Consider the following 24,351-nt stretch of genomic DNA (forward strand, 5'->3'; position numbering starts at 1 on the left):
CGATCACCTTCACTGTACTCAGTAACGTTTCGTATTGAAGATGGGCTGCGGATTGCTGCATCCTCAGGTATGCCATACTTAGCGCGGTAAGCATCGATTGTTTCTGAGTTCACACGAAGATTACTATCTAGCTCACCATGAGCATCCCCAATCAACGGCGCATAATTGGTAAAATTTGCAGTATCACGACGAAAAGTTTGACCAGAGCCAGCGACTTTAAAAGCCACTGCAAGTTCATCTTTAATAAGGTGTTTACTCATAGAAAGTTTAACAGATTCATCCCAATGCTGAGTTAAATCCTCATAGCGCCCACCAACGCTGATGTTATATTTTCCATCAGGCTTTGCAAGCGCGCGTTGTAATTGTTTATCAACGATACCAGCAATTCCTCCCGCTTGCATATCAGCAGTAGGAGACTTAACAACAGTCACACCATCGAATACACTCGCCTCAAATGCTGCGAATGGGTTACTTGAACCAACGTCATCAAAACTTCTGCTTGGTGTTGCAAAGCTTTGACCTGCTGAGGTTGTTTTGACGAAGCCGCCCCCTAAGCCACGTAAACTAATTTCAGACTGTCGCCCCTCACCAGAACGTTCAATTTGAACACCAGGTACTGCTTGCAGAGCTTCACCTAAATCAAGTGCTGGCAATGCATCAATATCTGAAGCAGAAATAGCATCAACAATTGAGGGGGCATCTCTTTTTGTATTCAGAGCATTTTCTAATGACCCACGAATACCTTGCACTTCAATAACTTCAAATTCGGCTTCTCTTTCTTTAACTCTTGCATCTCTTGCTTTTGGAGTTTCCTGATTAGCATCTATAGCTTGTTTAACTTCTTGTGCCAAAATTGAAGGTGCAAATAGTGTTAGAGCTATACCTAACGAGCCACTGATCAGTGTCGTTGAGTTAAGTTTTTTTCTCTCTTTATTAAACATTGTATTCCCCATAAATTGTGTGTGCTGACATCTATTTTGATGTTTTAGATTATTGCAAACTTCTATAAGTTAGAACTTCACTTATCAACCAACAATAAGATAACACAAGGGTTGAAATTTAAAAATCATTTTTAATCACTTTTAATCATATTTAATCTTAAATACAACATATTGATAACCATTTGCCTGCATTACCTTTACTTTACGCACTTATAAATAGGTTTTCTATTGATTAGTTAAAACAATTAAAAGCATGCTAATGAAAAAAATGACCAAAAATGACTAAATGAATTATTGGAAAGTACACTTTTCAATAAAAAATCCATCATTATGGTCGTTTCTGTAATAAGCAAGAGGGATAATAACTTAAGTCACTCTGCCATTAGCGTGGTACAAATCTAGTTGATCTTGGCTAATACACCCTTTATATGTACCAGGAACTAACATAAAGTTTGGATTAGCCTCTTCAGAAGTATAAAAAATATGAAATATCATTTCTTTTAACTTTCGATAGCTTATCGATAATTCTGATGTTCGATCTGCAAATGCGCGCTTATCCAACTCAGTGATAAGGCTTTCTCTATCAGACTGTGAGGCACTTTGATAATCACTCTTAAAACTTGCTAGTGCAATTTGTTCAACCTGTTTGATAATCGATTTATATCTAAACTTTGTCTCTACACCAGCCCAACTAAACATCAAGCCATCTAGCACATTAATTACATGAGCATCTGTAGCGCCGGGCTGGTTGGTTCTTGGGATCATGATTTCTGCGATATCAGTGAGAATAGTTAACTCATCTGCAGTAAAAAACTGACCACTTTCAGTAAATACAGCTAACGCATTAGCGCTATTAAAAACAGAAGCCCATATAGGTGTTGCCACTAAATACATTGACGCCCCAATAAAAACACGTCGACTTATATTAATGTTAGACATGCCAATTCCCCCTACAGTTTGCCCTGTTTCATTTGTTTAGCTGCATAATCTGCAGCGCGAGCTGTAATTGCCATATATGTCAAAGATGGATTTTGAGTAGCGCATGAAGACATACAGGCACCATCGGTAACAAATAAGTTTTTTACATCATGGCTTTGAGCCCACTTGTTCAATACAGAGCTCTTTGGATCTTCGCCCATACACGCTCCTCCCATTTCATGTACACGATCGCCGACAAAAATAGGTTTGCTTTCAGGGAACTCATTCACTTGAATATCAACGCACCCACCAACAGTTAAAATTTCTTTAATGTCTTTTGCTGCTTGTTTAATCATTTTGCGCTCGTTATCTCTGATACGAGCATCAATATGCAATATTGGAATACCCCATTGATCTTTATCAGTTGAATGTAACCGCGCATGATTATCATAGTTTGGTAGCATTTCACCGTACATAATCGCTCTAAACCGCCAAGGACCTGTTTGATTACTTTGCTCTTTCACTGCTGCTCCAATCCCAACTTTTTTTGCTGTTGTACCGGTATTACTGCGGTTTTGAGCTGTTCCTTGAAAACCAAACCCTCGGACAAAATCGACGCCATCTTTTTGCTCATGACGATAATTAGGAATATAAGTTGCAATTGGCCTGCGCCCTATCGAGAACTTATCATCAAATCCAGGTACTTCAGCATTTGCTAATACACCGGAAAAATGATCCATAATGTAATGACCTACAACTCCGCTTGAGTTAGCAATGCCATTTGGAAATGACTTTGATTTAGAATTGAGTAAAATTTGAACCGTCCCCAACGAAGAGGCACATAAAAATATGACTTTTGCACGATATTGACGTTTCTCTTTCGTGTGCGCATCAATAACCGTTACACCAGTTGCCTTGCCAAGTTTGTCATCGTAATTAACAGACTCAACAATTGAATCGGTAACGACTGTTAAGTTACCGGTACGCTCAGCTGCGGGTAATGTCGCTGATAATGAGCTGAAATAACCACCAAAAGTACACCCACGGTTACAGTAAGCACGCGCTTGACATTGCCCTCGTCCTAGTTCAATCTGTTCTTTCGTCGGCTCAGTTAAGTTAGCTGAACGGCCAATAATCAACCGTCTATCGGAATACGCTTTCTTCAAATTTTCTGAGATAAATTTCTCAGCACAACTCATTTCCCACGGTTTCTGAAACACACCATCAGGTAGCGTATCCAAACCATCTTTGTTTGCTGAAACACCGATAAAAGACTCAACATAATCATACCAAGGGGCTAAATCTTCATAACCAATAGGCCAAGGAACTCCGTTACCATCTTTCGCATTTGCCTGAAAATCTTTAACTCCCCAGCGTAGTGACTGCCTACCCCATGTGAGTGAGCGGCCGCCCAATTGATAACCACGAATCCATTTAAAAGGACTCTCTTTTGGATAAGAGATAGGGTGTTCTTTATCATCAATGAAAAACTGTTTTGTTGCGTTTTTAAAATAGCCTTTACGCTCAATCATCGCATAGCGGCCTTCTTCATCAAAAAGTTCTGGAACCTTATTACGGTTCTCTATCTGCCAAGGTGCCTGCATATCTGTATATTCAGCCCCGCGATGATCGATGTGCCTACCACGCTCAATGACTAATGTTTTAAAGCCTTTTTCACAAAACTCTTTAGCAGCCCAACCACCGGTTATACCAGAGCCAACAACAATTACGTCATACATCTTGCTCATCCTCTTGTTTTATAGTTGTTATTTTTAGTTGGTTTGTTAAATTAATTTTTCGATAAAGATGTTTCTAAACCTAACAACGTTATCGCTATGACCTGTTTCTTTATATAATTTGCTACCGTGGTGTTGCAGCCCAATCACACCTTCCTTATCTTTAGTATCTTCAACATGTGTAGTAAGTACGCCATTGAGGAATATTTTTAACGTAGAACCATTACACTCAATCCGTAGATGATTCCACTCACCCTGTTTATAAGCGCTCGCTTGTTGCTCTGACCACTGCGGTAAATAGCTTTTTATGAAATCTTCATCCCGATGACTGCGTTTAGGGTGTAAAGGATAAAGCCACTTTCTGCGACCTTGATCGAATAATCCGCCGCTCCAACGTCGCTCACTCGGATCAATTTCCGCCTGATAGCCAACAACAAATTTACCTTTGTCATTTTCTTCAATTTGACCTCTGAAAATAACGCCGGAATTGCTATATTCTTTCACTTGCGGCATTTTAATATCCACCGTAAGGATAAAGTTGTCATAACGTTGCTTCGTCGTTAAAAACCAATTCTGGGTTGATAATAAATGCAACTCGCCATCTACGAATTTTGCATCACCATCTGCATAGACATTAACAAATTGACTCAACTGCGGATCAAGAAGATTAACGCGTTGTTCAGCCTTACAAACACCGATAAAAAACGAGAATAAAACAAACAAGAATAGTTTTAAGCGCATCAAAATAGCCTCCATAGATATGATTGCGTGTGATTAATTTTGATTGATATTGGCATATAAAGTCGGTTTTACGCAACTTAAAAATAAAAGATGAGCCTAATGTTGAAATCAAATCAGCTTTATTCTACCGAGGAGTTCTATTACTGTAAGCGTCAGTCGCCCGCAAGGTATCACCTAATAACGAGCGACTGTATTTTTTAGAAGAAGTGAGTGCTAGTGTTGAAATAACACTTTAAACTCATTGATACTTGGCCAGTTACCAATCACTTTTAATTTAACGTACCTGCCTTCAGCATAAAATGAAGTAGTACTTGGCTGATGATAACTATCTCTGTTTTGATGTTTGGCGACCTTTGAGTATTCGCTATCAATATCGTTAGCCACATAGATTTGGTATTTTATTTCTTTACCTGCCTGCGTCCAAAGCTGTGTGCCTGTAATCGTCTTCGACTCTCCCAAATCAAACACAACAAACTGAGTGCCATTTTTAGCCGCACGCCAGTTTGAAGCATCCGCTATATCACCATCTAATAGGTTTGATGCCAAATAATCACCATGTTCTGAAGTTACCGATACGATCGAAGGTTTAACCACAAGAGGCATTTCAACGCGTGATGATTTACCATTACTGTCAGTAGCTACAGCTTTTAGAGCATGAACGCCAGCAGGTAGCCCTTGTAACTCAGCTGGGTATTCTTCCCCACCCCATGTAAATGGTGGCTGCCAAAGATCGCGAACCAGCGTATCATCAACATAAAGCTCAACACGCTCTATATCAACCCCATTTACCACAGACTCACTATGCACTGAGAGCGATAAGGACTCATAACCAACATTTAAACTAACCTCTGATTCAACAAAATTAACACTCGGTGCAGGGACTTCTTCGACGATCAGCGTCATCGAACCTTCTCCTTCAAGACCTTCACTATCCACAGCCACAGCGGTAATAGTATGGTGGCCAACACCAAGCGGGTTGGGGTTAGGCTCATGTTGCTCTAACCACCCCATAGCGCCAAGCTCATAAGGCGCAAAGGAGTGACCAAAGTTCCATATAGGTTTAGTGTCTGTTCGCACCAACTCACCGTTTACATAAAGCGTAACGGACTGAATGGTTCGATCATCCTCAGGAGATTCTGCCGCAATTGTCACCCCCAATTTTTCATAACCTGCAAAAACAGTCATCGATTCTTCAGGGAACATTACAATAGGAGGTTTTGGTTCGCCTTGTACCTTTAAGATCATTGTTGCGGTGCCTTCATCTCCTTCGCTGTCGATAGCCACAGCTGTGAAAGTATGGGTGCCAACCGCCAGAGGTGATGGGTTTGGTTCATGAGTGTCTAACCAGCCCATTGCACCAGTTTCATGAGGGCTTAACTGATGGCCAAAATTAAAAGGCGCTGCGCTATCTTTACGAACAAGTTCGCCATTAATATATAAAGTCACCGAGTCTATACTGCGACCAGTAACTGGACTTGTCGCTTGCAAGGTAAATGAAAGCTGCTCATAGCCTTCTTGTAGCGTTAAGTTAGGTTCAGGAAAGCTCAATTTAGGACCATTCGATTGCACAATTAACTGCATGGTAGACGAGCCAACATTGCCCTCACTATCAGTAGCAACCGCCTTAAAAGTGTGAGTCCCTGGTAATAGCCCTAACAGTTCTGCTGGTTTATTTTGATGGCCCCAAACAAAAGGCGCGGCAGAATCTGAGCGAATAAACGTATCATCGACATATAAATCAACTTTACTTATCGTGCGTTGTGCAACAGGACTTGTCGCAGAGACGCTGAAAGATAACTCATTATAACCTTCCTCTACAGTTAGTGATGTGGACGGAAAATTCACAACAGGTGCGTTTGCATCAGCTTCAATATCTAAATCAATGATTTGCAAGTGAAGTGGTAAGGCATTACCCGCACCTCGTTCCATCAAATAGTAATAGACTTTGCCATCTTTAATATAAATGGTGCCGTGATCGAATACAGGACCATCAGTCGCTTCATACACTCTTGTAAAATCATTGGTTCCGCCTTTAGCTTTTTCAATATACGGGCGACCATTTTTCAAACCGATAATGTAAATATTATCACCCGCGGTATAAACCTCACTAGCTCCGACAAAATCTGTTGTAGTAATAAAATCAGTCGCACCAGCCGGTTTATAAGAATGTAAGTAAACTTCCTCATAATCAGGACGGTTTTTATCACTTGAACGTGCTTTACTAATAAAGTGAACATCACCCTTTTGAGTCACAGTCCAGTCAAAGCTATCAACAATATAAACAGAGTTTGCTTCTTGATGACTAATATAGTCACCAGGCTCTAAAACTTTAATCTCATCGGAATTGACAAGCGGCCATGTCATTGGCTGACCCTGATGATTTTTCCACTGACCGGCTCCATCGGGGTGATCTGAATAAGCGTAATAAATACCGTTTTGATATGTATACCTATCGTCGTTATCACCACTACGTTGCTGAAAGCCAACTCGCAACTTACCATTAACGTACTTCATGTTGCCGTAAAGGCCCCAGTTGTACTCATTACCAAAGCTTTTTTGATTATTATTATTAAATTTAGTGAAACTTGACCACTTTCCAGTTTCCGCATCATAACGGTTAAATACATAGGCACCGTTATTGTTTCCTCCTAAACGCATATAAAGCAGTAATGTGCCATCAGTATTAGTAAAGAACTTCGGGTATGTTAAACGTGCAAAGTTTCCTTTGTCGGCTAAATCTCCAGTCATGGTCAAGTGCTTATAATCATCGGCTCCTTGACTCACACTACTGGTGTCTTTCACAAATTTATCTAATGTAAATTGCTCATCAGGCAAATCCGCCGCACCATTTTGACTGAATGAATAACGGAAAAAGTCATTTTTAAACTTTCCACCATGATTGTTATCATCATAAGCGTGCATATCGTAAACCATGTGAATAGTGCCATTCACAGGACTAACAGCCAACCCAATCGTATTATGCGACTCCCCCACTAATGGATCACCTCTAAAGCCAGTATGACGATGAGGAAATTCAATCGTCGCCAAAGTCCCTGTTAGCGTATTATAACGACTTAGCATCACATTACGGTCATACTTACCACCCTTATACCATGTCATAAATACATAATGTTTATACGTTTTTACCGCATCACCATGGGCTGATATATTTCGGCCAAAAAAGAAATCATATGATTGACCTGTATCGGGATCACCAACATTGCCATAGTCTAAATCTTGACCATCAAAATGTAGCCCAATATCTGAGATTTTAACTTGCTGCTCTAATACCACATCCGCTTGCGCAGTCGCTATATGTATTGAAGAACTAAAGAGAAACAGTGATGTTGCCAGTTTAGGCAAAGATTTTATTGTGTAGTTTTTCATAATTATCTCTATTTATAGTCGGTGTCATCTAAAGACCCCTTGTTTTAATTGTGTGTAATGTCATAAAAATAAAACTTCACCTCTAATGTTAATTAGAGGTTAACAACACTACAATAAAACACAGAAACGATCAAATTAAATCAAAACAAACCAAATAAATTCAAATATTGTTAACAAGTAAAGGCCAAAATTAGGCTAATGCTTCTTTGTTAGTAGCAAAGATAATAATGCGCCTACCTTAGCTGCATTGCTGCATTGCTGCATTGCTGCATTGCTGCATTGCTGCATTGCTGCATTGCTGCATTGCTGCATTGCTGCATTGCTGCATTGCTGCATGCTGCTGCTGCATTGCTGCTTGGAGGTTTGAAATAGCTTTTAAATGTTGGGTTAAAGTGAAAAGTCAGTTATTACAATGCACCAACTTCTATCGAGCAGGTATTAGGCGATGACCTTTAAACCAATAGATAAGCTAGAAGTAAAATATACACTATCAGATTTTCATCAGAGTTAAAGGTTGGTGTGCTTACTCACAATCGGCAAGGTGTTTATTTCCAATTCGATCACAACTATTTAGACACCTTAAGACGATAAAGTAACAGACTGTTTTTAAGAAACTTAAAAACAGTCATAAGGTGAAACTCAAGTACCCCACCAATATATACGGTACTTCAAAAGGTGGGTTGCTCACCACACACCAAAGTGTATCTCTTAGTGAATAGGGTTATAAACAACAGGCGCACTTTCTCTATAACCGATTCGATGTGCAACAACTTTTAGTGATGTTTGAGCAGTTACTGGCACAGGGTGCTGGTACAGCTGCCATGCAGAAGATTCATCTGCATCTGATGATTGATAAGATATTACCGCACCAGGTGTTGAGCTACTAATATACAACTTACCATTTTTAACAATAAGCTTAGGTGCTTGAGTTACTGGTTGCGTGTTACTCTCTGACCATAAATTTTTTATTAGTTGTGACTCCGAGACACGTGGATCATCATTAATATCAACTAACCAACGGTCCATCTCAGCACGCAATTCACCGACTACTTTAGCATATTTAGGATCGTCAATGATGTTATTGATTTCATGTGGGTCATTAGCTAAATCAAATAACTCTTCAGGATCTTTTTTCTCTCTAAACCATAAAGACTGCTCTGCTGTTAATTTATTTTCACCTTTCAAGCGTAGTAACTCTTGCATGGTTGGAATTTTTTCACGATACGCCACAGGTAAATAATACCCCTGCTCTGGTCTATAATTTCGTATGTATTTAAATCGCTTATTTCTTACGGCTCTAATAACATCAGTAAAACCATCGAACCGATCAGCTGCCGCATGAATATATTTACGCTCTGCAGTTTGCTGCGCTCCTAAAAAGTCTCGTCCTTGCATATGAGCTGGTATATCAATTCCAGCCAAGCTTAATAATGTCGGTGCAAAATCAACAAAGCTAACAAGTTGATCCTCTTTATCGCCTGCATTTTTAGCGTTAGGATATCTGATAATAAACGGTACCTGTAGGCCACTGTCGTACACCAAACGCTTTTGGCGTGGTAAAGGGCCACCGTGATCTGAATAAAACATAATAATTGTATTATCGTACAAGCCATCGTCTTTTAACTGCTGTAATACGGCTGCAATCTGATTATCTGTCTCTGCTAAGTTATTGTACATTTTCCATAAATCACGTCTGACGATTGGCGTATCTGGTAAATAAGGAGGGATAGGAAAATCAAGATCTTTGGCCACTAGAACCGGTGTGTCTGCTTCAGATGATTTTACCGCATGGTGTTGAGGCAATAGGGCAATCTTTTTCCTATCATCAGAAAAATAATGACGTGATTCTATTTTTCTAAAGCCATAAGGTTCAAATAACCCAGACTCATGAGTCGTTGTAAAGTTGACCACTGCATAAAATGGTTGTCCAGCTTTGCGATTACGCCAGTGGGCGTAAGGACCGCTTTCATCCCATGCGCCTTTTGGTGCCTGAAATTGATAATCTGTTTTTAAGTTATTCGTCGTGTAATAACCATGTTCACGCAGATATTGACTTAACATCTTTGCACTGGCTGGTGGTACCGCTTCATACTTTGGTAAACCAGTTTCTTCTGTATTTGACGTTGTACGCATATTATTAGCGCCAACAGATGAAGGATACATACCAAGGGCTATTGCAGCTCTACTCGGAGCGCATACACCCGAGGTTGAGTAAACATTCGTATAAGTTACCCCTTGATTGGCAAGTTCAGTGATTGTTGGCGTCTTTATAGTTTTATCACCATACGGCTCAATAATAGGGCTCATATCTTCTAACACTAGCCATAAGATATTTGGCTTAGTAGCGCTGCTTTTCTTACTGTCGTTCTCTTTTTTTGCCTCTGCAAATACAGTATTTGCACAAAATAAAAGTACCCCAGCCATAATAACTTTATAACTAAACTGAATGCGACTCACAGGCGAACTACCTCCTAATGTTTAAAAAAGCAAAACCATTGGATTAATAAAATGGCTATGCACTTTCGATAAATTACTCCATATTTATATTAAATATGTAACAATTCGCTCTCATAACAGTCACAATATATCATTTTCAATCAAATTCAATTAAAACTATGGCGTAACAGTAAATATCGCCACCTTAAATAAGTATTGTCTCTATTTATGTTTAAGAATCGTTTTAGCCCTTTTTTGTGCCAAAACTCCTCGCAAAACCAGACTATTATTATGCTTGATCAAGGTGAATCGATGGTAATGTTGCAAAAACAAGCGCAAGCATTACCTGATTGGAGTAAAATGGTATTTCGATTTGCGCCGCGCACAACAAATCACGGCAACAATATAAACGTCATTAATTAATTCTGCTAAGTACTAGCGCACGCCATCTGCCTCTGGCATATGCGGTCCCTCCGTTTTCAGGAACTTTACCATTGGTGACGGCTTTAGAAGAAACGCTTATTATATCGCCTGAAGTTAGTTCAACCCTTTGCATGCTAAAGTATATTTCTTGGTAATCATTACTCGTTTCAGGGTTAGTAAACTCGCCAATCACTTTGTCGTTTATTGAAACAATATATGTCGACTCGCCGTCTATTTCTGCCAATGTTACTAAGTTAAGAATATAGCTTCCGGCTTCTTTGGCTTGCACAATATATTCTGCACGCGCAAATTTATTTCTGTAAGCAGTTTTCACCGCATTTATAGCCAAAGCATTCTCTGCTTTATGTTGGTAATAGGGAATTTCACCCGTATTTTCTATCTTAAAGTCGTCTATAGCGTATAAAACCCGCGTGTAATCAGTTATTTCTAATAGTTGTGTTTTCTCTTGTAATGGCTTCGGGCTACTTAGGGTTTCTGATTTATCTTTGCCTACAGGTATGTAGTCCTTGTCTTTAGTTAAGAGTAATTTATCAAGCTCAAAGCCATCTTCGCGCATTGATATCATAATGGTATGAACGCCTTTATGGGGTAAATCAACATAAATGGTATTGGGTGTACCGCAATGATTTGTTTCAATTCGCTGTGCAGAAGACCATGTCCAAGCATGTTTTCCCTCGCATAGTTGCAAGCGCTTCGCTGATTCTGGCCACTGCCCATTTATACCTAAATGCACCCCATTATCCTCACTGCCGGTACTGTATGCTCTTGCCCAAGCGTAATATCTTCCGGGTGTTTCAAAATAAACGGGATAACTTAGCACTGCCATTGTGCCGGCATCATTTGTGAAGTTCTCATTTCTAACTAGCGCTTCGTGATGATTACTGCGGGTATCGGGAAGTATTTCAATATAGGAACCGTTACTAGCGTCATGATAATGAGCTTGATCTGCATCAGCGAAATTATGAGCTGGCGTATTTTTTGAAAACACCAGCCATCGCCTCTTATCATCTAGATGTTGGGTTGAAAAGTTTTCTGCTTCTATGACCACGAAGCCTGCATCCTCGTGATAAACCTGCTCCGCATAAATGTTTGTCGTTGTAGCTGCAATACTCGCTATCATGAGCGGTAAGTGGAAAAGCTTTAATTTCATATTTTGGGTCTCAAATTTTTAGCTTTTATTAACGGTATTTAACAGTAATACGTCTTTTATTTCTTTTGGTGTGGAGTGTTTATTACCACCATTATCAGCACCCGTTATCCACCAATAAATCATCCCTGCATCAGAGCAATCAAATTTATTAGTTTGAAAAGGAACAACACCATCTTTCTCAGCGTAAGCCATCATTTCCCAAATAAATGCAATGCCGCTATCTGAATGTTTTTTGGCCCAATCCCAATCAGCTATAGGCCCTTGTAGACCAACATTTTGATCTCCTATTTGGTGTTCTTTTACACCAAAATCTAAAATTTGCTGCCAAGTAAAAAAATCACCACTGTTATCATTTGCAGGGTGATGAGAAACAACATGAACATGCTGTATTTTACTTTTTTCTGCAGCTTCCAGTGCATAACCTATAAGATCAGGTTCGCCCGCTTCAATTATCCACAGCGGATTATCAATAGATGATGTGTTAATTGCATCAACTAAATCTTGTGTTGCCCCTACTTGGTCGGCCCTGCAATTATAAAAACTGCGTAAATTATTAAATGGCCCAAATAAATCAATACCTCTGCGACTTAGCTCATCTAGTTTATTTTGTCGGCGCATTTCATTTTCGGCATCTATTTGATATCGCGCTTTGTTTCTAAAAGGATCTAAATCGCAGGAATGAGATAAATGAACAAGGCGACTAGATAAACCGGTATTTTGTAAAAGCGCCAGCATTACAGGTGTTGCGCCAATATCATCGGGATCAGGAGAGTTACCATCTATAACTACAGCCAAACGACCTTTAGGAGGATTCAGGGGTTCAAATTCGCCTTTTATCATTTGCTCTGAAGAATATTCTTTTGTTTCCCCCTCCAAATGTGCAGTGGTCTTACTGCAAGCTACGCTTAAAAAAGTGCTTAAAATAATGCAAGGGATTAATAGTTTTCTCATTGTTTATTTCTCTATTTTGATAAAAGTCGGTAATTTGTAACAGCTATTTTTATTGACCTAAATTGAGTAAATATGATTGTAATTGAATAGCAGCAAATTAACAAACTGTTAATTGCTTGTATTTTGAGCACAATCTTAACTAGACAACTCCCTTATGCCCAAGTTGCACCAATGAAAATAACTGCGTAACGCAGTTTTAATTCTGACTAAGAAACTTGAGGCAAGTAATTTAACAGCAAAAAGGTGGGTGTTATTAAGTGATTCGATAAGGAAAGTAATTGTCAATGAAGCAAAGACATCGTTAGACACACCACCAGCTGAAATCAATAAAGACTGGGTAAGTGATCAAAAATGTTATAAATAAAAATGGCCCTTAAGTTAGTACTAACTTAAGGGCCATTATTTACCGTCTGCAATAAAATGCCAACCGGTTATTAAGCTAATAAAGACTTAACATAATCAATAATGTCTTGATCTTGGCCATGGTCAAATAAACACGCTTGGAAACGTTCACCTGATACAGCAGTTTTAACTAGTTCTTGATCAAGATTTTTCAATGATTCAACGTAACTGCGATTAACTAAAGCTGACTTCACTTGCGTTAGAATTGAGGCATTTTGAACCTGTGGCTCTTTGCGCTCAACAGGGTAACCAGCACCGCGCTCACCAGTAAGTGCTTTTTCAAAGATATAACGCGCATTTAATTCAGCGCCCCAACCGAACCCCTTCGCAAAAGGAAGCGCTAATGCGTTACCGTTATTTACCTGATTAAACAAAAAGGCATCAGAAGGGTCGATACAATAACCACAAAACACTCCGTCATGGGCATTTGAAGACATCATCGCCCCTTGTCCAGTGCCACAACCAGTAAAAACAAAATCGACCGCTTTAGCGTTAAGTAAAATACCCGCCATAATACCTAAATGAATATAAGTTAAGTGATGATCGTTTTCACCGTTCATACCAACGTTAAACACGCTGTGATCTAATGGCAAAGCCACAGCTTCAAGCTCATTTAAAATTACTGGGTTCTTAGCCGCTTGGCTATTTTCCATCATTAACGCTATTTTCATGATTTGTTTTACACCTTATTGAGTGAATTTGACCTCAGTGTATCATTTGTTTAGGTAAAAATTAACACGTAAAAGCCTAAGAAAAGGTCATTAAGCTTGTTTTAAACCATATTAATTAAACCTGATTAAGCAATAATTAATGAGGGTCTGTAAAACTTAGCCTTTGTTACTTAAGAAGGATTTGCTTTTATGTCATTCAAAATATGCTTCTTAAATAGTTTTTTATCTAAATAATGTGTTTTCGACAAACCAAAAGATACCAACTTTGTTATTCAGGTTGTATGCAAATATTGTGGTCAACTAATTCCGGATATTGAATAACAAGTGAGGAACACCCGCGAACTTTTTAAGCCGACATTTCAACTTAGCCCAATGTTAGATTCCTAGCTTGTATACCAGAAAGGCATCAGCCTTTAGATCTGTTACCATGATAGTAAATAAAAATGAAAATACCTCCAAAATGCTACTATTGTAGCATAAATGATAGCGCTAGCACTATCATTTATGCTATAAAACAACACCAGCCACAAACCAATCTGCTACAGTGATAGCAATAAAATCAATATTTGTGCTATAATCGATAAGATAATAGCAATTTTTAGAGGACTGTATGTTATCCCTTTATACCGCTTATGACTTGCAGATGGATCTCAAAGAGTTTATCAAATCAGCTCGAAAAAAGGATAAACTCAGTGTTCAAAAGCTGGCTGATCTCTCTGGCGTACCTTACGCGACAATCCGCAAGTTTGAATCATCTGGCAACATCTCATTGCGTCAGTTCCTCATGCTTTATGAAACAGTCGGTGACTTGAAAAAAGTGAAAAACCTGACAAAGTCGTCTGAGCCTGAATTTAAATCAATAGAGGATGTGCTCAAACATGCTTGAATCAGCACTAACCGTAAAACGAACGCTTAGCACAGGTGAAAAAGTACTTGTTGGCAAGCTCGTTGAAAATAGAAAGCAAAGCTTTTTTCAATTTGATGAGGATTATTTAGGTGCTCACCCAACCTCTCTAGCTCCATTTAATTTAAAGGCAGATACAAGCCTGCAAGCTGCGCCTAGAGAGCCGCATTACGGCATTCATGGGGTTTTTGGGGATAGTCTCCCCGATGGTTGGGGTCTTTATCTCATGGATCGTGTATTTAGACAGAACAACCATAACCCAAAGGAAATTACCGCGTTAGAGCGTTTGGCTTACCTAGGTGACAGATGCATGGGTGCGTTGAGCTATGAGCCAGAATTAGATTTACTTGATGAGTCCAAAGAGTCAATTGATATCATTACCCTTGGCCGCGCTGCGATTGAAGAGTTTGAAGGCACCGAGTCAGCTCTGCTTGAGCATTTAATGAATACTGGTGGTTCGGGTGGTGCTAGGCCCAAAATGAACATAACACGTTTATCAAATGGGGAATATTCAACATTAGATGACGCGCCAGGTACAAAGCTTATCGTTAAGCTGACGTCTGAAAAGTTTGACTTGAAGCATTCTGAATCATTAGTCGAATATTGCTACATGCAGATGGCCCGTAATGTCGGCATTGAGGTTCCTGATTTTAATTTGATTGATACGGGTAATGGACGATTTTGGCTAGAGCAGGAACGATTCGATTGCACCGAGCAAGGCGGTCGAGTCCATATGATTTCTGCGTGTGGGTTGTTAGATGCACCGTTTCGAGAGCCTTCTTTGGACTATATTGATTTAGTTAAAGCTACGCGCATCATGTGCAGTGTCACAGAGTCTCAGAAGCTCATTAAGCGCTGCTTGTTTAATTACCTGACTGTTAACCAAGATGATCACTCCAAGAACTTCAGCTTTCTCGCCAGTGACGCCGATAACTGGACGTTATCGCCTTTCTACGACATTGTTTACAGTCCTAATCCTTACAAAGAGCATATGACGGCATTTGGTGGTAATGGCCAAACACCCAAGAGCGCACTTGATCAGTTAGCGGCTCAGTCGGGGTTATCTTCAAAGAAAGCAATTTTGCTTATGGCTGAAGAAATATTTGAAACATTACGTTCGTTTAGCCATGAAGCCAAACATCTAGGCTTGTCACCTAATCTAATCAAGGAGATTGATCAGGATATGGTAAAAAAATATAAAGCGCTGCAAGTTTAATTTTGTCTGACCTATACAACTGAGTCAGTCGCATTTAATCATTCCACAGTGTGGAATGATTAATTTTATCTCTACACTTCAATAACTTTAAAATTATAATCATCGATATAGGTGATTATATGTATTCCAAACAACTATCACGACAAAACTGTCCGAAAATACCACTCAGATATTAGGATTTAAATAGCTCGTCATCATTCTCAAATGACTTAAACTCTAAAGGGTTTCCACTATAATCGAGCACAAACATTGTTTTTTGCTGACCGCTTTTGCCCTCATATCTAATTTGAGGTTTTATAATGAATTTCACCTTTGCTTTCTCCAGCCTTTCTGCCAGCTCATCAAATTGAGCTGAAGTAAGTATGCAACCAAAATGTGGTATTGGCACCGATACTCCGTCAACTTTTCCACAATAGTCGAGCTCTTTATCTACAACCCCCACATGTGCAGATAATTGATTTCCATACAAATCAAAATCAATCCAACTATCAGTCGACCTTCCCTCTGGACACCCTAATACTTTTATGTAGAAGTCTTTTGTACTAGCAATATCTTTAACTTTAAAAGCATAATGAAAGCTGTTACTCACTTTAATTCACCTTATATTCTAATTTTAAGTTTTTTCCGGTTTCCAGCAACCCTATTCGAGGGTTAAGAATTGTTTATCTAAATGTTGAGAAACACAAACAGCAGGTTGTTACTGCGCAACTTTACCGCTTGGTGCCCATATACCCTAGCTTATACCGTATCAAAAGGAGCCTTGCTAGTAACCAATAATCTGGGCCAAGCAACAAAGAGGATATAAAAGCACTATATCAATTTGCCCCTTCGGTTGTTTTTATTTTTTATTCTCCCAATGCTCGATTACATAGTAATCCTCTGGCTTTAATATATTTTGGTGCTCTTTACTCACACTGGTTCTCAGTGGCGGTCTATTTTGATCTAACTTAAATAATGGTGCACTTATGATAGGCAGGTTTCCAAGTCGCTCATCCAAGATATCACCCTGCTCTGCCATCCAACTGAATAATTGTGTTTTTAGCCGTTGTTTTACGTTTTGTAATTGAGGGTCATTAATTAAGTTTATTTGCTCAAATGGATCGTTGTCTAAATCATATAACTCTTCAAAAGGTTCATCTTTATGCTTCATAGCACCTTGGCGAATAAACACATTAATATTAGGGTTATCGGTTAAGTTTTTATCCAAAACTTCAAGTGCGTTAAAATTACGAATGTACTTATAGCGTTTATCACGGATCATACGAGATGGAAAAATATGCGCGTTGATAATATTTTGATTAGTTCGTATGCCGTATACATACTGATGAATTGGAGCATCATTACCTTCAAGAATAGGTAAGAAACTTTTCCCATCCATACTTGAGTCTTGCTTGCCACCAGCAATATCCATAAAGGTAGGCAATACATCTGTATAGTGGATCAATTGCCCTGAAGTAGACCCAGGTTTAATAACCCGCGGCCATCGTGCTACAAATGGTACATTTAAACCGATGTCTTTAACTGTAAATTTACCAGATACCCCATGATCTGCGCTGTATATAAATAAGGTGTTGTCTGTTAAGTATTTATCAACCATTTTTAAGACGTGTTCGATTTGCGTATTATCCTCAGCAATACTGCGATAATAGCCTGCTCTTTTCTTAATATAGGCTTTATCTGATTTAAGGTGACTATCAAATGGGTGAAACTTAATATCTTCTACTTCTGGGTTCTTTACATCAAAGTACTTGCCATGCGGATACTTAGAGGTAATAAACATAACAAATGGTTTTGTAGCAGATTTAAAGTAGCGTTCAATATTTTCAAGTGGAATATAGTCTCGCGGAACACCTTCTTTTGGTACTGGTTCCCACTCTTGGTCCCAATCATACACACTGGCTGGCTTTACGTGGCTTTTACCCGCTAATACAACTTGGTAACCTAACTCTCTCATTTGCTTAGTAACAGAGGAAATATCTGGCTTAGTTGGAGTATGGTTTGCAAATGCACCATTTTTTAAAGGGTATTTACCAGTAAAAAGTTGCGTTCTACTTGGCGCGCATATGGCTTGTGCTGTAAATGCTCGATTAAACAGCATCCCCTCTTGTGCCAACTTATCTATGGCTGGTGTATGAACTTTCTCGTTACCATATACACCGTAATCTGTAATGTCTTGGTCATCAGCCAAGTAAAAAATGATATTTGGCTTACTGTTGTTCTCGATATTAGTGCTTTGAGCAACTGTAGTGTTCGCATGTACCTTGGTTGTATTTATTAGCATTAATGCTATTAAACTAACCAAACGTATTACTGTTGATGATTGTTTCATGTTCAACTCTAATTATTTTATGGTATAGAAGTAACAATATGATCTAATTCTTAATTTTACCGTTGCCTAGGAGATTCACTAGACAACGGTAGCATCAAGCCATTAGTTAGTTTTGCAATTACGTAGCGTTATACAAGCTGTTAACTGCTCTCTTAACGCAGCAGCTTGTTTTTGATAACGCGGGTCATTAACGACGTTATTTATTTCGTGAGGATCTTCTGAGTGATCGTATAGCATTTCCTCAACCTTGTTATCTTCTGTGATGTAAGACGAGAAAATATAATTATCTGTGATGATAGAGTCCCCTGTTTTAAAGCGGCTATATACTTGTTTTTTATGTACACGATCTGGCTGTTTTAGGACATCAACAAAGCTTTCCCCATCAATTTTTATTGATGGATTGATATTAGCTATTTCTGTGATAGTAGGGAAAATATCAATGAGCTCAACTAATGCATTAGTTTTTTGATTTTTCACTGCATGTGGCGAAGAAACAATCATAGGTATACGTAATGACGTGTCCAGCAAAGTGTGCTTAGTCCAAAAATTATGCTCGCCAAGCTGAAAACCATGATCACTGATCAACATGATTGTTGTGTTATCACGTAAACCAAGATCATCTATTTTATCAACAATGTCACCCACTAATGCATCAATGTAACTGACTGAAGCATAATAGCCTTGAATTGAAGAAAGGTGGAATGCATCACTATTATACTCATAATCTTTAAAGTGATAGGTGTGAATCTCACCTGAGCCACGTAAAGAACTAGGCGCTAAATGAGGACGCTCACGAAAGAAAAAGGGAGTGAATTTTTCTTTTGGGTGCAAATCGTAATACTTTTTCGGTGCATAAAAAGGTAAATGTGGTCTGATAAAACCCACACTCATAAAAAACGGTTGTTGTTCTGCTGATAACCGCGTTAGAGCTTGTAATGCTTTTTGCTTAACTTTGCCATCTGGGTATGCTTCATCAGGCACATCAGCGGTTTCATACCAAGGACCATTTTTTAGCCATTCAACGTGAGCATTTTCTTTAATATAGTTTTTCGAATCTGGGTTTAACATTGTTGCATGAGGCATACCAGATACCTGTATTTTTTCACTCCAGCTCACTGTTGCTAAATCTTTAGCATTATGAAAAATCTTACCCAAACCAATTGTATGGTAGCCAGACTCTCTTAAAACTTGCGGCAGTGATTTTGCATTAGGCGCATCTTTTTCTGCCATCGCTTTATAGTCGATGAAACGGTTTTTTGTGGGTCTTAAGCCAGTCAACATACTTGCTCGAGATGCTCCACACACCGGTACATTGCTATATGCATAGTCAAACGTAACCCCCTCTTTCGCTAAGGCATCAATATTGGGGGTATACGCTTTTTCATCTCCATATGCGCCAAGCACCGGTCTAAGGTCGTCAATCACTATCATCACAATATTTTGTTTTTCTGTAATTTTGGTTGTTTTGACTTCCTCAGCTGCTGCGCCTTTAGAACTTATACACAACGAGCTCATAAGCAGTATAAAGCTGTAAACTAGCTTGCTATTTTTAAAAATAATTTTCATAGTAATTATCCTTTAATATTTTAATCTGCAACACTGTCGTCTTATATAAGCAAAGGGGATGAATACAACTCATACGTCCTCTGCAAATCAAGAGTATGTATTAATTAGCGTGGACGAAACTGACCATCACGCCATAGATACAGACGCTGTGCACTGCCTTTTTTAACGTTGAGTAAAACAGCCACTCCTTGACCATTGCTGGCTTTTACAATTTCCATTTCGATTCTTGATTTAGCTAGATTTAAGTAAGTTTGGTCAATGCGCCAACGTTGAGCATCATCACTTTTTGCAATAGCAAAAACTGCTTTACCTTGCCGGTCTTTATAAGTGACAGCCGCTGTATAGCGATTAGGTTCTTTAGTTAATATTTCTAGCTTCCCTATGTTTGATATCGTGTTGTTTTCACTGTCAACTAAGGTTCTGTTAGCAGTGCCAGGCATGGGTTTACTATGCTCCCATTGACCATCTTTAAAGACTGTCATTCGCCATTCTCTGTAGTCTTTAGTTCGCGCTTGATAAGCAACAGCTGGAGCTTTGTCAGACAGAATAAGAGGGGCTGTAGTAAAGGGAGTTTCTTCTCTTTGCGTAGAATCAAAGGCAAGTGTTTTTTGATTTGCGACTTCTAACGTAATTGGTAACGTTAACTTTTCGTTTTCGGCGTTATAGAATGTGTCAGTTGTAGTATCCAGCTTCATATAATAAGCGTTAATACGACTATACGTTGACTTGTCATGCACCTCTAAGAAGTTGCATTCATGCCATAAAGAACTGATCACTATTTCCGTATCCGACACTTTCATGGGATTAATATAAAAGGTGTCTACATTAATAGGGTTTTCTACCTGCGGGGTTGGTATAGTGATAACGACTGGAGGCTCAAAAGTTTGCTCCCCATTTTTCATTTTGTAATATACCCATGGCGATTTATGCGTGCCCGCTCGAGTAAATAGATAAATATCACCATTAGCCATTTTTTCACTCGCGGTATATGAAGCGAACGGTGTGATGTCATTCACGTATACAAACTTACTGATATCATTTGGTTTTTCTGACATTACATGCAGCATCCTACCGCCAGCATGAGGCGTATCAATTGACAACGGATTTAACCCGTCCTCCCTTTCACCGCCATGTCCCCCATAAATAATATGAAAGTGCCCCTTGCTATCCTGTTCAATAATTGGCCGACCATGACTGTCAATTTTTCTATCGCCTTTTGAAAGGGTACTTTCAGCTGCTTTATAAGGTCCACCCCATTGCTGTGTTTTAAGATCATAACTAGCAATATAAGGGTCTGTTAAATGCCCTTGATAAGTAATATATAATTTGTCACCAATTACATCATGCCAGCCAGTATGTGGATTTCCTTGTAAGTTGTCGGTAAAAAATCCTTCAGGCAAATCAGGTACAGATGTGGGTAAAGTATTTTTAGGTCCTAAATTCTCCGGTGGTAAATCGTAAATTTGATGGAAAGTTTTATTCTGTGAATATGTATCATAAATTGGCTGGTACTCTGGGTATTGGCCATATAGATACTGATCTACCCGCCAACGCCAATATTCTTTACTTTCTTGCTGGCTAGGATCAACTTGTGCTTTTAAAGCAGCAAAAACATTATCTGTTGCTGAGTATTTCTCAATCAAAGCCGCTCTTTGGTTTAAAAAAGCTTGCTCGTCGTCAGTATGAGTTGTTGAAGAGCATGCAGAAATTAAAATTCCCGATGTAAAAATGATATTTATCGCTATTACCTTTTTAAAGCTATCAAAGATAAACGATTGGCGTCGTGTTGATAATTGCATAATGAGACACTTAAAAATTGAGTTTATTGATGCATCAACTAAGAAATGATTTAAAGTGATTAACAAAGAGTAGTACTTGGCCCTGATTCACTTGAGTCGGGCGTGATTCTATTAAAATTAATAAAAACCACACCCCACCGCTTTCAAAGTTCACGCGTTAAAAATTAAATTTTCAGATAACCCGAGTTTTTATAATACGAGCTAAGTGAGTGATCTTTGAATCGTAAACTTTTACCTTTGCCAATATACATATCAACAAGTTCACTTTGGTCATTTAAAGTAACAACAGCAAACTGCCCCTGAAAATGAATCCCTAATGATGCATCTTCATACACGTCATCATTATTCTCTTGAAGAACAATGTATTGGATTAAAGACCTGCCATCGACGTGAGCACTTACTTTCACACCTTTGAATTCACCATTAGAAAAGATACGCTCAACAGACTTAACCGCATAGTCTTCCCCTTCAGTGATAGATTCATACGCAACAGTAAATGGGTTACTCCACGTTTGACCTTGATGACGCATTACAAACGTTGGTAATGGCTTTTTATTATATGGTGCAGACGCGCCATAAGCTTGCGGTGCGTTTACAGTAGTAAGTTCTACATCAAGCCCTGCAGGGATCAACGCACGCATCGCAATTGATTTATCCCCTAATTTACTCGCTGTAAACGTTGCCTCATATTGCTGTGAAGATTTTTTAGCTGTTTTAACATCTTCAAAGTAATGCCAGCCTGGGTGTTGATAGTCTTTATGTTTAACCCAAGGAGTTTTACTCGCAGCTTGATATCTCTCAGTATCTGGTCGTAAATCTACTTCTTTGGCATGTGAGGTGATAGAAACGTGATCACCAATGTTGTGGTATACATAATCATGAAATTCTTGATGATGACTGCTTTTAGCTCTAAAAATATCAAGGTAGTACCCTTTCGTGTCAGAGAGCTTAATTAAAGCTAAAGTACGCTGGTGGTCTGCTGGTGATACTTTATTAAACTCATCATAGAAAGAAGAAGTATTAAATGAGTACTTATCTGAGACTCCTTCTTCACCTGCTGCAGGCTCCATAGCAATAGATATCACACGGTTAATACCTAAGTTGATCCAATCACCACTAGAGGCTGATGCGCCATTACTAATTACAGAGTTATGCGCTGCAAACAATCTATAATAGTTTTCATGAATTGGTGTCCTGTAAGTACCTTTACCACCATCGACACCAAGTACGTGACCTTGACCATATAGCTCCATATCCATGCCAGAGGCATGACCATGAATATAAGACCCACCAGCAACAAATGCCATCAAGCTATTTTTAACGGGGTCAGTTTTACTAATATTACGTTGAATATTCATACCAGCATATTCTAGACGCTTAGTTCTAGGGCGTGGTGGTGCTACGTCTACTTCTTGGCTGCTTTGTATTTCTTTGGTAAACCATAATAACTGTAATGGCGTGTAATACGGACTCGCGCCATAAGAACGCTTATGCAGATGCCCACGATCATATACGCCAGCATTTATGCTCGAAGCGAGGTAATTACTAAAGTCATTTATCTGTTTTTCGTTGTTATTTAATTTTGCTAACAACAATGACATTTCTAAAGCAGAATACTCTGGTTTATAAGTACGGTGACCATCACCAATATAGGGGTATTCATTATTAGGATATTGAAGATCATAATATGATGTAAATGCCGCAGGAATATTGGTATATTTTTGTCCCAATTTTAGTGTCGGGTCATAGCGGTCAAGTAAAGTCATTAAGTACACCGAAAACGCTGCAACATGTTTTGAATACTGAAAAGATTCAGGCCATATATCCCCTTCATTTTCAAAGCTTTTAGCTACTGTTTTCAAAGAGGCTTGATGCTTAGTATCCACATGTGTGTAATAAGGCAGGTTTTTCGCAATTTCTTTTGGGTTATCTAAAGCCAACGTATTATGTACTAAGCTTGATGACTCAAGAACTGGCCAGTTTGAGTCCAATAACCCTTTGTTTAATGCTAACCAAACATACGTTTTAAATACACTTTGTGCTTGAGCAAAATCAAACGCGACTAAGCTATTCGATTGCAGATCGTAAACCTTACCTCCTGACTTCAAATACGGATAAACAAAGTCGTAAATAATTGGCAGCTGTGCACCAATTACGCGCGCTTCGTAAAGATGATCACCAGGGAACATCCAACTTGAATTCATAGCGCCTTCTTTATGGACCTTCATTAGCATTAATGCGTTGGTATATGTATTGAGAATGTCAGCACCACAGGCGGCGTATTTATCTTCCTGAGTTAAATAATACATTACACCACAATCAACACCGTCTTGAAGTGCTTTAACAACGCGTGTTAGCTGCTCTTTAGTACCACCATCTTTCACTAAGAAATTAGGTAAAGTCGGGGCTTGAGACTTATCTTCACTCCAAATTAGTGGCAACTCTTCTAGCGGTTTTAGGCGTTTTTCTTTATTAAGTGAAGCGATTGGCTCAACACGGTGTTTAAGCTCTTCAAATAAAGACTCAGCCCATGGCTCAGTTTTTATTTTATTTAAAATCTCTGGGCGCTCTGAATTTGTTACCCAAATTGACGGGCGCTCAACCTCAGCAGCTGACACTCTAAATGTTGTCAGTACAACTAAAATAACAGACATTACAGCTAAGCAAGGCTTATCACTTAGGGATCGTAATGGCATTTTCCAACTCATTTTGCTGTTAATTGCAAACATCGTAAGTTCCTAAATTATTGTGTGTGAATGT

Annotated in this window: 17 protein-coding genes; 3 read left to right on the top strand and 14 right to left on the bottom strand. The window is 38.9% G+C overall.

Annotation, left to right across the window (positions count from 1 at the left end):
- The 6 genes from PHAL_RS23270 to PHAL_RS0120730 all read right to left on the bottom strand — a co-directional run.
- On the bottom strand, positions 1-941 hold a 941-nt coding region (locus PHAL_RS23270; protein ID WP_036981520.1), incomplete at its 3' end, for a TonB-dependent receptor plug domain-containing protein.
- Between the two features lie 366 nt (positions 942-1,307).
- A complete protein-coding gene (locus tag PHAL_RS0120705) occupies positions 1,308-1,880 on the bottom strand; it encodes a gluconate 2-dehydrogenase subunit 3 family protein (RefSeq protein WP_016710348.1) in 573 nt (190 codons plus the stop codon).
- 11 nt (positions 1,881-1,891) lie between these two features.
- Positions 1,892-3,598 (bottom strand): GMC oxidoreductase, encoded by a 1,707-nt coding sequence (locus PHAL_RS0120710; RefSeq protein ID WP_016710349.1) that lies wholly within the window; start codon positions 3,596-3,598, stop codon positions 1,892-1,894.
- 45 nt (positions 3,599-3,643) lie between these two features.
- The gene (locus tag PHAL_RS0120715; protein ID WP_016710350.1) at positions 3,644-4,336 is read right to left on the bottom strand and encodes a 3-keto-disaccharide hydrolase; all 693 of its coding nucleotides are present in this window, start codon (positions 4,334-4,336) and stop codon (positions 3,644-3,646) included.
- A 213-nt stretch (positions 4,337-4,549) separates the two neighbouring features.
- Positions 4,550-7,723 carry a BNR-4 repeat-containing protein gene (locus PHAL_RS23990; RefSeq protein WP_016710351.1) on the bottom strand — a complete coding sequence of 1,058 codons (3,174 nt, stop codon included), beginning with the start codon at positions 7,721-7,723 and terminating at the stop codon, positions 4,550-4,552.
- A 708-nt stretch (positions 7,724-8,431) separates the two neighbouring features.
- Complete coding sequence (locus PHAL_RS0120730) at positions 8,432-10,180, bottom strand: sulfatase-like hydrolase/transferase (protein ID WP_016710353.1); 1,749 nt, start codon at positions 10,178-10,180, stop codon at positions 8,432-8,434.
- Between the two features lie 207 nt (positions 10,181-10,387).
- Between PHAL_RS0120730 and PHAL_RS0120735 the strand changes: the two genes are divergently transcribed.
- The gene (locus tag PHAL_RS0120735) at positions 10,388-10,582 is read left to right on the top strand and encodes a hypothetical protein (RefSeq protein ID WP_016710354.1); all 195 of its coding nucleotides are present in this window, start codon (positions 10,388-10,390) and stop codon (positions 10,580-10,582) included.
- Here PHAL_RS0120735 and PHAL_RS0120740 read toward each other — a convergent pair.
- The 3 genes from PHAL_RS0120740 to PHAL_RS0120750 all read right to left on the bottom strand — a co-directional run bounded on the left by PHAL_RS0120740 (position 10,575) and on the right by PHAL_RS0120750 (position 13,777).
- On the bottom strand, positions 10,575-11,753 hold the full coding sequence (locus tag PHAL_RS0120740) for a hypothetical protein (protein ID WP_016710355.1): 1,179 nt from the start codon (positions 11,751-11,753) through the stop codon (positions 10,575-10,577). The genes PHAL_RS0120735 and PHAL_RS0120740 overlap by 8 nt on opposite strands.
- A gap of 18 nt (positions 11,754-11,771) precedes the next feature.
- Positions 11,772-12,704 (bottom strand): hypothetical protein, encoded by a 933-nt coding sequence (locus PHAL_RS0120745; protein ID WP_029216275.1) that lies wholly within the window; start codon positions 12,702-12,704, stop codon positions 11,772-11,774.
- Positions 12,705-13,138: 434 nt separating this feature from the next.
- Entirely contained in the window at positions 13,139-13,777 is a 639-nt protein-coding gene (locus PHAL_RS0120750; RefSeq protein ID WP_016710357.1) for an RpiB/LacA/LacB family sugar-phosphate isomerase, read from the bottom strand.
- Between the two features lie 610 nt (positions 13,778-14,387).
- On the opposite strand from PHAL_RS0120750, the gene PHAL_RS0120755 reads away from it, so the two are divergent.
- Both PHAL_RS0120755 and PHAL_RS0120760 read left to right on the top strand, forming a co-directional pair.
- Complete coding sequence (locus PHAL_RS0120755; RefSeq protein ID WP_016710358.1) at positions 14,388-14,663, top strand: helix-turn-helix domain-containing protein; 276 nt, start codon at positions 14,388-14,390, stop codon at positions 14,661-14,663.
- Positions 14,656-15,897, top strand: coding sequence for a type II toxin-antitoxin system HipA family toxin (locus PHAL_RS0120760; protein WP_016710359.1), 1,242 nt, complete (start codon positions 14,656-14,658; stop codon positions 15,895-15,897). The genes PHAL_RS0120755 and PHAL_RS0120760 overlap by 8 nt, the downstream gene beginning before the upstream one ends.
- A gap of 172 nt (positions 15,898-16,069) precedes the next feature.
- Here PHAL_RS0120760 and PHAL_RS0120765 read toward each other — a convergent pair whose 3' ends face one another.
- The 5 genes from PHAL_RS0120765 to PHAL_RS0120785 all read right to left on the bottom strand — a co-directional run bounded on the left by PHAL_RS0120765 (position 16,070) and on the right by PHAL_RS0120785 (position 24,320).
- Complete coding sequence (locus PHAL_RS0120765) at positions 16,070-16,486, bottom strand: VOC family protein (RefSeq protein ID WP_016710360.1); 417 nt, start codon at positions 16,484-16,486, stop codon at positions 16,070-16,072.
- Between the two features lie 249 nt (positions 16,487-16,735).
- A complete protein-coding gene (locus PHAL_RS0120770) occupies positions 16,736-18,226 on the bottom strand; it encodes a sulfatase family protein (protein ID WP_016710361.1) in 1,491 nt (496 codons plus the stop codon).
- Positions 18,227-18,328: 102 nt separating this feature from the next.
- Complete coding sequence (locus tag PHAL_RS0120775) at positions 18,329-19,792, bottom strand: sulfatase (protein WP_016710362.1); 1,464 nt, start codon at positions 19,790-19,792, stop codon at positions 18,329-18,331.
- 104 nt (positions 19,793-19,896) lie between these two features.
- Entirely contained in the window at positions 19,897-21,591 is a 1,695-nt protein-coding gene (locus PHAL_RS0120780; RefSeq protein WP_016710363.1) for a hypothetical protein, read from the bottom strand.
- A 164-nt stretch (positions 21,592-21,755) separates the two neighbouring features.
- The gene (locus PHAL_RS0120785) at positions 21,756-24,320 is read right to left on the bottom strand and encodes a heparinase II/III domain-containing protein (RefSeq protein ID WP_016710364.1); all 2,565 of its coding nucleotides are present in this window, start codon (positions 24,318-24,320) and stop codon (positions 21,756-21,758) included.
- Positions 24,321-24,351 lie beyond the last annotated feature (31 nt).

Origin of the sequence: Pseudoalteromonas haloplanktis ATCC 14393 (assembly GCF_000238355.1) — a bacterium.
GTDB classification, from domain to species: Bacteria; Pseudomonadota; Gammaproteobacteria; order Enterobacterales; family Alteromonadaceae; genus Pseudoalteromonas; species Pseudoalteromonas haloplanktis.